This is a genomic window from Pseudomonadota bacterium, from assembly GCA_030775045.1.
Taxonomy (GTDB): Bacteria; Pseudomonadota; Alphaproteobacteria; order JALYJY01; family JALYJY01; genus JALYJY01.
Genome location: JALYJY010000009.1, coordinates 1 through 14,408, shown reverse-complemented (window position 1 = coordinate 14,408; position 14,408 = coordinate 1). Strand labels below are relative to the sequence as shown.

16 protein-coding genes are annotated in these 14,408 nt (G+C 59.2%); 7 read left to right on the top strand and 9 right to left on the bottom strand.

Annotated elements, in window-relative coordinates; all coding sequences use genetic code 11:
• Positions 1 to 60 precede the first annotated feature (60 nt).
• A complete protein-coding gene (locus tag M3O22_01485) occupies positions 61 to 1,353 on the top strand; it encodes a methyltransferase domain-containing protein (protein MDP9195436.1) in 1,293 nt (430 codons plus the stop codon).
• A 97-nt stretch (positions 1,354 to 1,450) separates the two neighbouring features.
• Here the strand turns inward: M3O22_01485 and M3O22_01480 are convergent, their stop codons facing one another.
• Together M3O22_01480 and M3O22_01475 are read right to left on the bottom strand one after the other, a co-directional pair.
• Positions 1,451 to 2,146, bottom strand: coding sequence for a hypothetical protein (locus tag M3O22_01480; protein ID MDP9195435.1), 696 nt, complete (start codon positions 2,144 to 2,146; stop codon positions 1,451 to 1,453).
• Positions 2,139 to 2,903, bottom strand: coding sequence for a hypothetical protein (locus M3O22_01475; protein MDP9195434.1), 765 nt, complete (start codon positions 2,901 to 2,903; stop codon positions 2,139 to 2,141). The genes M3O22_01480 and M3O22_01475 overlap by 8 nt, the downstream gene beginning before the upstream one ends.
• A 262-nt stretch (positions 2,904 to 3,165) precedes the next feature.
• Between M3O22_01475 and M3O22_01470 the strand changes: the two genes are divergently transcribed.
• From M3O22_01470 to nuoF, 3 genes are read left to right on the top strand one after another with little or no spacing between them, the layout of a single operon-like run.
• A complete protein-coding gene (locus tag M3O22_01470; GenBank protein ID MDP9195433.1) occupies positions 3,166 to 3,534 on the top strand; it encodes an NADH-quinone oxidoreductase subunit A in 369 nt (122 codons plus the stop codon).
• Positions 3,525 to 4,064, top strand: a complete 540-nt coding sequence (locus M3O22_01465) for an NADH-quinone oxidoreductase subunit B (GenBank protein ID MDP9195432.1) — start codon at positions 3,525 to 3,527, stop codon at positions 4,062 to 4,064. The genes M3O22_01470 and M3O22_01465 overlap by 10 nt, the downstream gene beginning before the upstream one ends.
• Positions 4,065 to 4,073: 9 nt before the next feature.
• Complete coding sequence (nuoF, locus tag M3O22_01460; GenBank protein ID MDP9195431.1) at positions 4,074 to 5,351, top strand: NADH-quinone oxidoreductase subunit NuoF; 1,278 nt, start codon at positions 4,074 to 4,076, stop codon at positions 5,349 to 5,351.
• 22 nt (positions 5,352 to 5,373) lie between these two features.
• On the opposite strand, the gene M3O22_01455 is transcribed toward nuoF, so the two are convergent.
• From M3O22_01455 to typA, 3 genes are all read right to left on the bottom strand, one after another.
• On the bottom strand, positions 5,374 to 6,522 hold the full coding sequence (locus tag M3O22_01455; GenBank protein ID MDP9195430.1) for a hypothetical protein: 1,149 nt from the start codon (positions 6,520 to 6,522) through the stop codon (positions 5,374 to 5,376).
• 483 nt (positions 6,523 to 7,005) lie between these two features.
• Positions 7,006 to 7,488 (bottom strand): hypothetical protein, encoded by a 483-nt coding sequence (locus tag M3O22_01450; GenBank protein ID MDP9195429.1) that lies wholly within the window; start codon positions 7,486 to 7,488, stop codon positions 7,006 to 7,008.
• Between the two features lie 346 nt (positions 7,489 to 7,834).
• A complete protein-coding gene (gene typA, locus M3O22_01445) occupies positions 7,835 to 9,649 on the bottom strand; it encodes a translational GTPase TypA (protein MDP9195428.1) in 1,815 nt (604 codons plus the stop codon).
• A 438-nt stretch (positions 9,650 to 10,087) separates the two neighbouring features.
• On the opposite strand from typA, the gene M3O22_01440 reads away from it, so the two are divergent.
• Positions 10,088 to 10,255, top strand: a complete 168-nt coding sequence (locus M3O22_01440; GenBank protein MDP9195427.1) for a hypothetical protein — start codon at positions 10,088 to 10,090, stop codon at positions 10,253 to 10,255.
• 2 nt (positions 10,256 to 10,257) lie between these two features.
• On the opposite strand, the gene M3O22_01435 is transcribed toward M3O22_01440, so the two are convergent.
• Both M3O22_01435 and M3O22_01430 read right to left on the bottom strand, forming a co-directional pair.
• Positions 10,258 to 11,157, bottom strand: coding sequence for a hypothetical protein (locus tag M3O22_01435; protein MDP9195426.1), 900 nt, complete (start codon positions 11,155 to 11,157; stop codon positions 10,258 to 10,260).
• Positions 11,158 to 11,250: 93 nt separating this feature from the next.
• Positions 11,251 to 12,252 (bottom strand): endonuclease/exonuclease/phosphatase family protein, encoded by a 1,002-nt coding sequence (locus M3O22_01430; GenBank protein MDP9195425.1) that lies wholly within the window; start codon positions 12,250 to 12,252, stop codon positions 11,251 to 11,253.
• Between the two features lie 55 nt (positions 12,253 to 12,307).
• On the opposite strand from M3O22_01430, the gene M3O22_01425 reads away from it, so the two are divergent.
• Positions 12,308 to 12,772, top strand: coding sequence for a hypothetical protein (locus M3O22_01425; protein MDP9195424.1), 465 nt, complete (start codon positions 12,308 to 12,310; stop codon positions 12,770 to 12,772).
• Here M3O22_01425 and M3O22_01420 read toward each other — a convergent pair whose 3' ends face one another.
• Positions 12,773 to 13,534, bottom strand: a complete 762-nt coding sequence (locus tag M3O22_01420; GenBank protein MDP9195423.1) for a hypothetical protein — start codon at positions 13,532 to 13,534, stop codon at positions 12,773 to 12,775. It abuts the gene before it with no gap.
• Between the two features lie 155 nt (positions 13,535 to 13,689).
• Between M3O22_01420 and M3O22_01415 the strand changes: the two genes are divergently transcribed.
• Positions 13,690 to 14,067, top strand: a complete 378-nt coding sequence (locus M3O22_01415; protein MDP9195422.1) for a hypothetical protein — start codon at positions 13,690 to 13,692, stop codon at positions 14,065 to 14,067.
• On the opposite strand, the gene M3O22_01410 is transcribed toward M3O22_01415, so the two are convergent.
• A partial coding sequence (locus tag M3O22_01410; GenBank protein ID MDP9195421.1) for a tRNA (N(6)-L-threonylcarbamoyladenosine(37)-C(2))-methylthiotransferase MtaB occupies positions 14,054 to 14,408 on the bottom strand: 355 nt, incomplete at its 5' end. The two genes, M3O22_01415 and M3O22_01410, sit on opposite strands and share 14 nt — an antisense overlap.

Sequence of the window (14,408 nt, the reverse complement as noted above, 5' to 3'; positions counted from 1 at the left end):
CTTTCTGGCCAGTCCGTGAATCCGCATTGCATTTTGTGGCTGTGTCCCTATCCTTCCCCCATGAAACATTCCTCCCCTTCCGCCCGGTCCATTGCCCTGGACTGTCTGGACGCCGTTATCCACCGCCACCAGGCGCTGGATGAAACCCTGGCCGTCCACAACGATCTGTCCAGGCTGGAAAGCCGTGACCGGGCCTTTGTGCGCCTGCTGGTCACCACCGTCCTGCGCCGGACCGGACAGATGGACGCGCTGGTGTCCCTGTGGGCCCCGACCCCGCCTTCGGACACGGTGCAGATGATCCTGCGCCTGGGCCTGGCCCAGATCCTGTTTCTGGACACCCCGCCCCACGCTGCCGTCAGCACGGCCCTGGATCTGGCAGAGGAGCGGAAGGAAGGCCATGCCAAAGGTTTTATCAACGCCCTCCTGCGCCGGGCAGTCCGTGAGGGCAAGGCGATTGTGGCTGTACAGGACGAGGCGCGCCTGAACATGCCGGCGTGGCTTCTGGAGTCATGGACCTCAGCATGGGGAGAAAAAACAGCCCTGGAGATCGCCCGGGCCAGCCTGGTCGAGACGTCACTGGATCTCTCCCTGGTGTCGCCAGATCAAACGGAGGAATGGGCCGGACGGCTGGAGGCTGTGGCCCTGCCCACAGGAACCCTGCGTCGCGCCGGCGGGGGTCTGGTGACAGACCTTCCCGGCTTCAGCGAAGGCGCCTGGTGGGTCCAGGACGCCGCTGCAGCCCTGCCCGTGAAACTGCTGGGCAATATACACGGAAAGACCGTGGTGGACCTGTGCGCCGCGCCGGGAGGAAAAACCTGCCAGCTGGCCGCTGCCGGCGGGGATATCATTGCCGTGGACCGCTCTGAAAAACGGATGGAGCGGGTAACGGAAAACCTGGCCCGCCTGCACCTGAACGCCCGTATGGTCGTGGCTGATGCCGCCAACTGGAAACCGGACTCTTCAGTGGACGCCGTCCTGCTGGATGCGCCCTGTACCGCTACCGGCACCATCCGCCGCCATCCGGACATCCCCTGGCTGAAACGGCCGGAAGACGTGGCAAAGCTGGCCGTGACCCAGGCCCGGCTTCTGGATGCCGCCGTGGGCATGCTGAAACCGGGCGGAGTGCTGGTCTACTGCGTCTGCTCGCTGCAGCCGGAAGAGGGAGAACACATCATCCGGGAGGCGCTGGCGCGGCATCCGTCCCTGACCCTTCAGCCTGTCACCGCAGAAGAGACCGGCGGCCTGGCAGAAGCCGTCACACCGGAAGGCTTCCTGCGCACCCTGCCCTGCCACTGGCCCGACCGGGGCGGCCTGGACGGCTTTTTCGCTGCAAGAGTGACGTCGTCATCCTGAGCGTAGCATCCTGATAAGGATGCGCAGTCGAAGGATCTCTTTGGGATTCCTCCACTCGGCCAAAGGCCTCGGTCGGGATGACAGCGTATTGATTGACCTACGTCCCCGGTACGGCGGCGGGGGCCACTGCCGACTCCTGAACCTTCACCCCCAGGGCCTTGTCCAGGGTCCAGTTCCGGGCCGGGTGACGCATAATCCAGCACGATGCCTGTCTTGCATCAGCCAGCGTTCTGATCTGCTCCGTGTACCCGGCCTGCCTCAGCACGGCGTCAGCCAGAAGCAGACAGTTATTCTGCCCTGACCGGGTCTCTGCCGCAGAAGTCTCCTGAAGATAGATTTCAGCCTCCGCCAGACGGCTTTTTGTCAACATGTCTTCCAGCCATATCTGACCCAGAAAGGCAAAATTTCTGAGAGCAATAAACTGTTCCCGGCTCAGGCCGAATACCTTTGAACCTGTTTCATTTTCAAGCCAGGATATCCAGGAAATTTTCCATTCAATGACATCAGCAGGGTCGTCCGGCCCAAAAGCGGGACGCATTCCCGATGTTATCCATTCTTTCAGGGTGTACCGCATGGCCGCAGCCCGGATCCTGTAAAAGAAAGGCTCCAGAAAATCTTTCTGCGCATCTGCAGCCTGGCCATCCTGCCCCGGATCCTGCGCCATGGCATCAAGACTCTCCATGAGTTGGGCCATCTGCAGGCATACACTGACAGGATCCGGATGCCCGTCAATTCCAGGGCCCAGACACAGATCCATGATGTCTTTCAGGGCTGTCCGGTCAAAATCAGGCATGGGGGGTCCCGGCAGGCCGGACTTTATCCTGTTCCAGAGTCCAGTTGCGGGCAGGGCGGCTTTCTATCCACTGCATCGCCGGCTCCACATCCGCAATGCTTTCCATCTGCCCGTCATATCCGGCACGCTTCAGGATCACAGCGGCCACTGGCAATATATAGCGCAGGACCATATCGTTTTCATGGTACTGGAAAGTCTCCAGCCATCCGGCAGCCTCTGCCAGAAAATCCTTTTCCATCATCCGGGACAGAAACGGCCGGAACGCGGCTCTTTCCAGGATACTGCCATTAATGATCCTGTTCATATGGTCTTCGGAAAGACCCATAATTTCCGCATTCAAACCCTCTTTCACAAAATGCCCCAGGGTCAATCCGTGCCTGAAATAATCCGACCCTGCCAGACTTCCCGCATTCCCGGAGGCGACTGTCTGCCGGAAGTATTTTTCCTGATTATCAGATTCTGCGCAGCTGTCGCTCCGGGACCAGCCCTCCCGGTCCAGAAGTCCCGGACCCAGAATCAGGGCCGCCACACTGGAGCGCAAGGCCGCCCGCCTGGCCCGGAAGACAGCAGGCCACAGAGTGGCTGCCATTATTTCCCCGTCCTGCCCGGAGCCTGATTCTGCCCCCAGAACAGAATTGCAGGCCTGCTCACAGGCCTCCACTTTCCCGTGAGAATCAGGATGTTCATCAATCCCCGTTCCCAGACAGAGTTTTTCCAGAGCCTTCAGCTGGCTGAGAGCTGAGTCGCGGGTTTTCATGATCAACTCCTTATTTTTCACCTCGCCCAGAATGCCATAAATTCCTGAAAGTAATCAGACGGGCTGGCGCATACCACTGCCCTGCCCTTGCTTCCGGGCTGTTTTTGTGGCATTCCATGGGCGTTTTATACGTTGGCATAACCCGCTGCGGCGCGGGGAATGTCAAGAGCGAGGAGCACAGGACCGGAGTGTACACAATGTACATGAGGATCCGCGCACCGCAGCGACGCAGCAGTCACCCGCCGCAGTCAGGGTTAAGCACATGACCAGCCCGCTGGTGGTCCAGTACCTGCCCATCCTCATGTTCCTGGTGATCGCCGCCGTGATGTCGATCGTGGCTGTGGGCGTGCCGTTCCTTGTGGCCAAACAGAAGCCGGACCCGGAAAAACTGTCCCCCTATGAGTGCGGGTTCGAGTCCTTTGGCAATGCCCGCCGCCGGTTCGACGTGCGGTTCTATCTGGTCTCGATCCTGTTCATCATCTTTGACCTGGAAATCGCTTTCCTGTTTCCCTGGGCTATTTCGCTGGGGGACATCGGCATGTTCGGCTTCTGGTCCATGATGGTGTTCCTGGGCGTTCTGACTATCGGCTTTGTCTATGAATGGAAAAAGGGAGCCCTGGAATGGGAATAACCCCGCCCACCACGCCCGCCCTGTCGGACAAGGACAGCAATCCGTTTTTCCAGGCCGTGTCCGCCGAAACGCAGAACGGCGGGTTTGTAATGTCGACGCTGGAAGGCCTGATGAACTGGGCCCGCAGCGGGTCCATGTGGCCCATGACGTTCGGTCTGGCCTGCTGCGGGGTCGAGATGATGCACGCCTACCTCAGCCGCTATGACCTGGACCGCTTCGGCGTATTTCCGCGGGCCAGCCCGCGCCAGTCGGACGTGATGATCGTGGCCGGCACCCTGTGCAACAAGATGGCCCCGGCCCTGCGCAAGGTGTACGACCAGATGGCCGAGCCGCGCTGGGTCATCTCCATGGGCTCCTGCGCCAACGGCGGCGGCTATTACCATTATTCCTATTCGGTGGTGCGCGGCTGCGACCGCATCGTGCCCGTGGACATCTACGTCCCCGGATGCCCACCGTCGGCCGAGGCGCTGGTGTACGGCATCCTGCAGCTTCAGAAAAAGATCCGCCGCGGCAACAGGATTGCCCGCTAGAGAGACCCCATGCTTAAATCCGAAGACCGCATTTTCACCAACCTGTATGGTTTTGAGAGTCCATTCCTGGATGGCGCCCGCAAGCGCGGTGACTGGGATAATACGAAGACTTTGCTTGAAAAAGGCCGTGAGGCGATCATCAAGGAAGTCCAGGACTCCGGCCTGCGCGGACGCGGCGGCGCGGGCTTTTCCACTGGCCTGAAGTGGTCCTTCATGCCCAAAACCGATACGGGCAAGCCGCACTATCTGGTCATCAACGCCGACGAGGGCGAACCGGGCACCTGCAAGGACCGGGACATCCTGCGCAACGATCCGCACAAGCTGATCGAGGGATGCCTGATCGCCAGCTTTGCCATCGGCGCGAAGGCCTGTTACATCTATATCCGCGGCGAGTTTGCCGGCGAGGCCTCGAACACCCAGAAGGCCATCGACGAAGCCTATGCCGCCGGTCTGATCGGCAAAAATGCGTGCGGCAGCGGCTGGGACCTGGACATCTACCTGCACCGGGGCGCGGGCGCCTATATCTGCGGCGAGGAAACAGCCCTGATCGAAAGCCTGGAAGGCAAGAAGGGCATGCCGCGCAACAAGCCGCCTTTCCCGGCCGGCGCGGGCCTGTACGCCTGCCCCACCACGGTGAACAACGTGGAGAGCATCGCGGTGGTGCCGACCATCCTGCGCCGCGGCGCCAGCTGGTTCGCGGGCATCGGCCGGCCGAAAAATTCCGGCACCAAGATCTTCTGCCTCTCGGGCCATGTGAACAAACCCTGCAACGTGGAAGAAGCCATGGGCATTCCGTTCCGCGAGCTGATCGACCGCCACGGCGGCGGCGTGCGCGGCGGGTGGGACAACCTGCTGGCCATCATTCCGGGCGGCGCCTCGTGCCCCGTCCTGCCGAAGGACAAGTGCGAGAACCTGATCATGGATTTTGACGGCGTGCGCGAGGCCGGGTCGCTGTTCGGCACCGCCGCTGTGGTCGTGATGGACAAGAGCACGGACATCGTGAAGGCCATCGCGCGCCTGTCCAAATTCTACATGCACGAAAGCTGTGGCCAGTGCACGCCGTGCCGCGAGGGCACCGGCTGGATCTGGCGTATCATGGAGCGCATGGTGAAGGGTAACGCGAGGGTCGAGGAAATCGACATGCTGCTGGATGTGACCAAACAGATCGAGGGCCACACCATCTGCGCCCTGGGCGATGCAGCCGCCTGGCCCATCCAGGGCCTGATCCGCCACTTCCGCCCCGAAATGGAACGCCGGATCATGGAGTACCGCAAACAGGCGGCGTAAGAGCCGGTTCTGTCATCCCCGCTCAGGCCAGTGCGGGACCTGGTTTTTTCTGAAGACCCGCCACGATTTTGGAGGCCCTGTCCCGTATCTTCTGGTCGCAGCGGGGATTGGTCATCATTCCTTGCAGGAACTGCAGTTCCCTGGTGCGTGACTGTTCAGGGACATAACCAAGATCTTTCAGACGGTGGGCCACAGGCAGAAAGGTTTCATCCTTCATTGCCAGACGGAGCAGGATTCCGGGAAACGGGCCAGCATATTTTTTCAGGAAATTTTCGTTTTCGGGGGCGAGGATGGCTTTGGCCATGGCTTTGTAAAAACCTGAGGGGTCCCGCATGAGGGATGCTGCATCAAAGGCACGCACGATGAATGTGCTGTCCGCCCTGACAGGGGCATTTTCAAACCGTGTGCATTCGCCGCGCATCAGTTTGAGCATAAAGATTTTTTCACCGGTATATCCATGCTGTGCCAGCGGCGAGTCTCCGGTCTGGAACCCCATGCGCATCCGGCCCCGGGTATCCCCGAACATCTCAAGGGCCGTGCCGTACAGAAGGGGCATGATTTCTGTCACAAAGCGCAGAATGGCTGACGCTCCTGCAGCGCAGGCTCCTGGCGGATCCTCGTAAACAGACGACACGTAAAAACACCCTACACCCTGGGCCAGGCCGTTCAGATTCCGGTTATGGCTGCTTGCGGCAAGAATGCCTGAGGAACTGAACGTCTTTCGCGCTGCTTCCCATTCCCTGTCAGTAATTTCGCCGGGTTTTGATATTTCCTGATTGATCCACACTTCGCAGCCCAGATCAATCAGGGCGGCCAGAAATTCCGCCCTGGTGGCGGGCTTTCTCCCCCAGAATTTTTCCCCTTCCAGCATGACCCCCACGAGACGGGCCTGAATCTCAATCCGGTAAGCAGTATCCCTGACAACTTCTCCGGCCCTGCGCATGGCTTCAGGAGAGCCCCTGTCACCATAATACGCGGAAACATCCTCGAAATTCACGGCTGGCATTGGTGCAAAATTCTCGGTGTACAGGTTGGGATCATGCCAGTACCGGTTCTGCAGAAGATGTGTGGCCTCATGGCCTTTCAGAGGCCGGTTCTCCCGGTCCCTGTGCATAATAAAAACTGTATCCTGCCCGCCCAGAACGATAAAACCCCTGCCATACAGGATCATAACAGCATATTCCGCTGTAATACTGCTGACTGCGGATGTCAGTCCCCTTATGTAGTGCCAGGCCCTCGCGATACCCGAACCCCCTGAATTATGGGCAGCCCGGTTTTTCCTGAAACGGGCTATTGAATCCTTCAGCGCGGAAAAATATATCCTGAAGGGATGCCTTATCCTGAAAAATCCTGCAGGTGCGTTTTTCATATCCAGACCATCCCTTTCGGGAAAAATCTGCTGTACAAACCTAGCGTAGGAAATCTTCATGCAGATCCTGAAAAACTGGAATCCTGCACAGGATAAACAAACATATGTAAAAAATTTACCAGGATTCACTCAGGATCCAGGCAATACAACCTGCGGACGGCTCCTGCGGTCAGTGAAACTTCCTTCATACTGGCTTCTTTCCTGGCCGTGGCTCCGCAGGAATAAAAGTGGAAAGCACAGAAAAAACCGAAGCCAGATGGCCATTACCTGTTTGGTCGGGGCAGGCTACCTCACGACCCGCCAGGTTCCGTCCGGCTGCAGACAGGCCGTGCCGTAATATTGCTGGATCACGCCGTTGATGCTGGAATGGCTCTGGTATTCACGGCACAGGGTTCCGTCGGGAGCATAATACGGGTCGGAGGCCGGAACGGCCGGCAGCGGAGCCTGTAACGGGACCGGCTGGTTGACGATCACCGTCCGGGATGAAGAATAATAGGACGAAACAGGCGGCACGGCCCAGACCACAACGGAAGACGACCGGTACCGGGGGCCATAGTAATAATGCCGGTGATACCGGTCCCGCCGGTCATATCTGTCCCAGCGGTCATGACGATCCCAGCGGCCGCGGTCATGGCGCACATGATCCTGCCGGCTGTGGTTGATCCTCATGGTTTCGCCGGCCAGCGCAGGTGTGTATGCCACCGGAACGGCCATCAGCCCTGAAACCAGGGCCACAGCCAGCAGTGTACGACGCAGAATGGTTTTCATGGCTTCCTCCATGCCTTCCATATGGGAGGCCGGATATGGCTTTACCATGCTGGAGCCGTGGCTTTTGAAAGGCATTTTCGGGGCAGAAATCCATATCCTTTCAGAGCCAGAACCCAATAGACCAGCCTCAAAATCTGCCAGTTCCCGGATTAGCCGGACTCAGGGACTGCAGGCGGGCTGCCTGTTCCACAGCTCCTGGTCTTCCTTTAATGTTGCTGCCAGTTTTGTGGAAGAAAGGTAGCCAGCACTTGTGGCCTACATAATCAATATTCTCCAGAAAGTCTATAAAACAAAATATTCATATAATAATTTCAACAGAAAAACCAAACAATAGAAAATAACATTTTTACTCTTCTTTCTGCTTTTCCATGCGCTTGCGCATGTTGGGATCCAGGTGTTTCTTGCGCAGACGAATCGACTGGGGCGTGACCTCCAGAAGCTCATCGTCCTGGATATAAGACATGGCTTTTTCCAGCGTCATCCTGATGGGCGTAGTCAGGCGCACAGCCTCGTCCTTGCCGGCCGAGCGGATATTGGTCAGCTGCTTGCCCTTCAGCACGTTCACTTCCAGGTCGTTGCCACGGGTATGCTCGCCGATGATCATGCCCTGGTACACTTTCGCGCCCGGGTCGATCATCATCGGTCCACGCTCCTCCAGGTTCCACAGGGCATAGGCCACCGCCTCGCCATCGCCGTTGGAGATCAGCACACCGGTATGGCGGGAGGCCACAGCGCCCTTGTGGGGCACATAGCCGTGGAACAGGCGGTTTATAACGCCCGTGCCGCGGGTATCGGTCATGAATTCGCTCTGATAGCCGATCAGGCCGCGCGAGGGCGCCAGGAACACCAGGCGCACCTTGCCTGCGCCGGAGGGGCGCATCTCGGTCATCTCGGCCTTGCGTTCGGACATCTTGTTGACCACCGTGCCCGAGTATTCCTCGTCCACGTCGATGACCACTTCCTCGATGGGCTCCATGCGCTGGCCGTCCTCGGTGCGGAACAGCACGCGGGGGCGGGAGATGGACAGCTCGAACCCCTCGCGGCGCATGGTTTCAATCAGGATACCCAGCTGAAGTTCGCCGCGGCCCGCCACCTCGAACGCGTCGCCGTCAGCACTGGGCGTGACGCGGATGGCCACGTTGCCCTCACCTTCGCGCAGCAGGCGGTCACGGATCATGCGGCTGGTGACCTTGTCACCCTCGCGGCCCGCCAGCGGACTGTCGTTGACCGAGAAAGTCATGGCCAGCGTGGGCGGATCAATGGGCTGTGCCGGGATCGGCTCGGTCACCGACGGATCGCACAGGGTGTCGGCCACGGTCGCCTTTGTCAGGCCCGCAATGGCCACAATATCGCCCGCCTGGGCCTCGTCGATACCCACGCGTTCCAGCCCCCGGAACGCCAGGATCTTGGTCACGCGGCCGGTTTCGATGACAGAGCCGTCGCGGGACAGGGCCTTGATGGCCATGTTGGCCTTTGCCGTGCCGGACTGGATACGGCCTGTGAGAATACGGCCCAGGAAGGGGTTGGCCTCCAGCGTGGTGGCCAGCATGCGGAAGGGCCCGCCGTCCTGGACTTTTGGCGCGGGCACATGGCGCACGATCAGGTCGAACAGCGGAGTCATGTTTTCCCGTGGCGCATCCAGACTTTCTGCGGCCCAGCCGTTGCGGCCCGAGGCGTACAGGGTGGGGAAATCCAGCTGCTCGTCGCTGGCGTCCAGCGAGGCGAACAGGTCGAAAATCTGGTTGTGCACCTCGTCGGGACGGGCGTCGGGGCGGTCAATCTTGTTGATCAGCACGATGGGGCGCAGGCCCAGCTTCAGCGCCTTGCCCAGCACGAACTTGGTCTGGGGCAGCGTACCCTCGGCAGCGTCGACCAGCAGCACCACGCCATCCACCATGCTGAGGATCCGCTCCACCTCGCCGCCGAAGTCGGCGTGGCCGGGGGTGTCCACGATGTTGATGCGCGTGTCTTTCCACAGAACGCTGGTGCACTTGGCCAGAATGGTGATGCCGCGTTCCCGCTCCAGATCGTTGGAGTCCATGGCCCGCTCGGCCACCTGCTGGTTCTCGCGAAACGCGCCGGACTGGCGCAGAAGAACGTCCACCAGCGTGGTCTTGCCGTGGTCAACGTGGGCGATGATGGCGATGTTGCGAATGTTCATAGGTGCTTTTCCCGGTTAATCCGGGGCCTGTGTACACGACCTGGGGGTATGGATTCCAGGGATTTCTCGTCGCCGGACTGCTGCGTTAACAGAATCCTAGGCTTTTTGTCTTTATGCTCACCTGGAAAATTCAGGAAGACCTCCATGACTGGCGTCACAAAACAGCACGTCAATGAACAAAAGCAGTTTTTCTCCGGGCGTCAGGTCTTCGATTTTGGATATGGAGGGGAAATCAACTGGATCTCTGTAGATCCGGCCGGGATGGTTCCCCAAAAAGGGCAAGATGAACCATTCTCCGGAAAGGTCGACATTTATTTCCATCTCCGGACCAAGTATGACCGTCGCCGGGAAATAAGGAATGCACTATTTGCCCTGTCCGGCTTTTCTCCGGATCAGGGGAAAGAAATTCCAGGATGGTGTACAGAGCAGGGGCTTTCCATGCCCCCCGAAAATCATATCATAACAAGGGATATGGTATCCCGGGTTCTGGGAACACTTTACAGTACGGTGGCCATTGATGCGGGGAATACTGTTGCTGCAGCCAGGACCCTGAATGTACCGGTCCCTGAAGCAGTCAGAAATTCCGCCCCTGCCCCCCGGGCCTGATTTCAGGGCACGGGCTGTCCGGAACTGTCATCTCCCGGAGATTTCGGATATCTCCATGGATCCAGCCCGTATGTCCTTACGTAATTGGAAATGGAGTGGCCGGGGTCCTTGTTGGGGTCGCCTTCTTCCATCCACCCCCTGTCCCGCCTGGTGGCATCCTCGTCAACCCGTGATCCAGGCCTGACGCATCGGGGACTGCTTCCGGCCCACAGGGGGAAGCGGGTCCCCTGATAGCCTTTCAGCATCCCGTCCCTGGTGCCAAAGGCGGCAACATACAGACTGTGAAATGTGTTCCTGTCCCGAAAGACCTGGGGATTGCCGACTGTGCCCACATACTGTTCAGCACCGACTCCCAGATTTACTGTTGCCATGGCCAGGTTCTCAACAGCTGCCGGCGGACAGGGCCATTTTCTGAGCCATTCCTCTCCCCTGTCATTTTCCCCGCATGCCAGCTGGGCGAAATACAGGGTGCTGTAATAACCTTCCACCGCATTCTGGAACCGGATGAGGCTGCTGACATACAGTTCATCAAGCTTCCTGCTTCCCTCGTCGTCGGCCTGTCCCGGCGCCCTTGATATTCCCCACAGGGCAGCATGTGCCGCTGTGATACTGCCCCAGTTCCTGACTCCTTCCTGATCCTCCAGCAGCGCGGTTTCAGCCTCCGGACAATTGTCCAGGTAAATACCCATCGTGTGGCTCTCGCTCTTTCCGTCAGAAGTCGCTGTCCGGAGGGCCTGCCAGGTCAGGGACCCTTTTGGCACCATGACGGAATAGCGAGCCAGGAGATTCCTGCCGTCTGCAGGAGCATCTTCCGCATCTCCCAGAAAACTGTTGCCGGCACTGCATGCCATGCCCGCAGCATCGGCCAGGGCAACCAGAAAAAGCTTTGCCTGTGATGACATGGTTTTTCTCCTGCCAGAATGGAAACAATCGGCTTTTAACAGGAAGAAAACTTATCAAAAATCATGAACAGATAAAATCCCTGTCTCCGGAATTCATAAACGCGGCGAAAATCGTCCCAGGCCATTCAGAGCCTGCGCTGCCACATCAGTTACCCGCGCCAGGTGGTCCGAGCCTTCGATGCGGGCTGTCCTGTTGTCCAGAACGTCCAGGCCCTTCACCAGGATGTGGTCGATGGGGATGTACAGGGGCCAGATTCCTGACGGCCAGGTGGGCAGGAACAGGGCGTTGTGCAGACCGCCGGTCTTTTCCAGAACCCGGAAATGCGGCGACCAGGGCGTGGCGTTGAAATCGCCCAGGACCACCACAGGGGCTTTCATCAGGGCGGTATCGTCTGCGATATCCTGCAGCTGGTGGTTCCGGATGGCGGCCAGCTCTCCGCCCGCCGGTGGCGGCGGATGAACAACCATGACGGCCACCGGACCGGCCGGCGTTTCCAGAACCGCCCGCAGCATCGGGAAAGTCCCGTCACCCTCATGGCTGGTCTGTGTCACAGACACCACAGGCCAGCGGCTGAAAAAGCCGATCCCGAAGGCGTCATACCGGGGCTTCACAACCCGGTGGGGAAGCTGTTGCCGGAGTCCCTCCAGCGATGCAGCCCAGTTATGGCTTACCTCCTGCACAGCCAGAAAATCAGGGTCCGTTTTCCGGACCGTCTCCAGAAAGCATTCGCGGCAGGGATTGCTGTGGTACAGGTTGGCGGTCATGAACCGCATCCTGCCGGGTGGCATTTCCGCTTCCCGAAAATACTGACTGACGGGCATCAGACGCACCACCAGGGCCGCGTTGACAATCATCATCACCAGACACAGAACGGCCATCACAGGACGTTTTTTCAGGCGCCACTCTTCCCACCAGGACAACGGTGCCAGAACCAGAAAACCGGCACCCCACTGCCAGCGGAACTGGCCCAGGTTGTCCAGAACCCAGTGGAACCGGCCCAGGAAACTGGCCGCCCCCAGGACCAGAGAAAATATCACCAGAAGGCAAATGCCGCTGGTCCGGCGCCTTTTTCCGGAAACGGGGGACGAAGCCATGATGAATATCCTGGAATGAAAGCAAAAAACTGTCCGGGATCATGATATACAGATCATGACAGCACATGAACAGGACACGCCCATGCAGCCAGACATTCCGACCAGAACCCGGAAAAGATTTTTTGGGGCCCACTGGCAGATCGACAGGGACCCCGTGGCATCTGAAAAGAATCCGGATGGTGTATGGCGCTACAGGATGTCAGATGATAAAGACGCACAGACTCGCACCCTGTGGCTTTCCGCAACAGAAAACCGTGCCGCAATGGTCGCCATTCTTCAGGCTATGGGAATTGGAATTGTAAATCGCCATACCGGAGAAACCGGAAAAATTGCCATTACAATATCCGCTGCAGATTATACAGACGTAATAAAACCCCTTGTTGATGCCTTTATCAGAATTTATGGGCCGCCCGAATCCCGTCTGGAAGCACCAGTTGTCATCATTTGGCACCCCCCTGCAGGGACGCAGCCTGCAATACGGAAACCGCCTACTGTTATCCTGTCTGCCCCCACAGCCTGATCAGGGGACTGTAATCAACGGCCGGTAGCCGAAAGTCTGGATGCCCTGTGCCCTGCACCGGCCTGAGGTGTTGAGAGCTGGTGCGGGCGCGTCAAGCAGGGGGAAATCGCCAAACAGGGCGATACAGCCTGCCGAACGATAGTTCACGATCAGGGATCCGGGCCGGTATTCCAGGTACTCTGACCGGACATCCTGCTGCGTCTGCTGCAGCATGAGCAGATAGCGGGGGCGCTGCAGATCCGCTTCCAGTTCCTCCTGGTCATGGAACCGGGCGCGGCCTGCGGACTCACCCTGGAAATGCGCAATGGCCCGGGTGGCCAGAGTCCGGAAGGCGCCAAGTTCCGCAGCCGACAGCTTGTCCTCAGGGAAATGGCGGACAACGCCATCAGGACTTCGCACAACAATACTGCCTTCGCCTTCCTCCTCACCCGGAACATGGGCCAGCAGGGTTCCCGGTTCCAGATATTCCGTGGCCGAGCGCCTGTCCTGATCGCCGGGTCCATGAGTCCGCTCCAGGGCCATGACCTCATTTTTTTCATCGGGCAGGACGCAGTTTACAAACATGTGGGAGCTGTTGAGGCCATCGACCCGGTCACTCATCTCCAGACGCGAACAACGGCTGTCCAGCCCGGAAAAATCAAATCCCGTGCCGGCCGAACCATTGATAACCTGGGCCAGCGTGTCTCCCCTGTCCTCCGGTCCACAGGCAGAAACCGCCAGCAAACCGGTCAGGGACAATGCTCTCAGGATTCCGGATGCCATATTGTCCTCCACACATACACTGTAATGTGTAATGCAGGACTTTATGGGGAACCAGCTGCCGGCCTGCAATTCCGCCAGACCGGATACTCCTTCTGTATGAAAGCAATTCCCGGTATATAATCAGGGCGTTCAGAACAGGTCGGACGGGTAAGGGTATGAAAAGGAATCAAAAATACGCAACACAGCCGGTCTCCGGCCTGGTGCGCGGGCTGGCCGCAGAGGCGCGGTGGGCCGAGATAACAACCCCCCTCCCTGACAGGCCTTTTCTTGCCGGGATGGGCGCTGCAGCATGGCTTGGAAGCGTCTTTTCCCTTCCTGCTGCAGGGGGCTTTTTTGTGTATCAGGCCCTGGAATCAGGCAGCACCGGACAGGCAATCCGTGCAGTTGTCGGCGGAATATCGGCTGCGGGACTTTTTCTGGGCATGATTGCTCCCGTTTTCGGAAGCCGCTGTCTCGCGGATGCCGGCCAGGCCCTCGCCGTTGTGGCCGCCAGCAAAATCCAGCGGGGCCTGCGCCATTTCAGGCAGGACTGACGGGTTCAGCCATCAGGCCTGATCCATCTGCCGCTGTGATGCGCACAGGCACCAGCGATCCGGGCACAGAGGAGGCCGTCAGCCGCACCGGCGCATAATGTTCCGTATGACCGGATACGCCGTCCTTTTCCACCACCACACGGTCTGTCGTTCCCACACGGCCGGCCAGGAACGTTCGCACAGCAACCTCTCCCGCCGCGCGCAGGCGGGCGGCCCTTTCCTTCCGCACCGGGGCGGACACCTGGGGCATGCGGGCGGCCGGCGTTCCCTGGCGGGCGCTGTAGGGGAACACGTGCAGCCACGTCAGGCCGCAGTCCTCCACGATCCGCAGGGTATTCAGG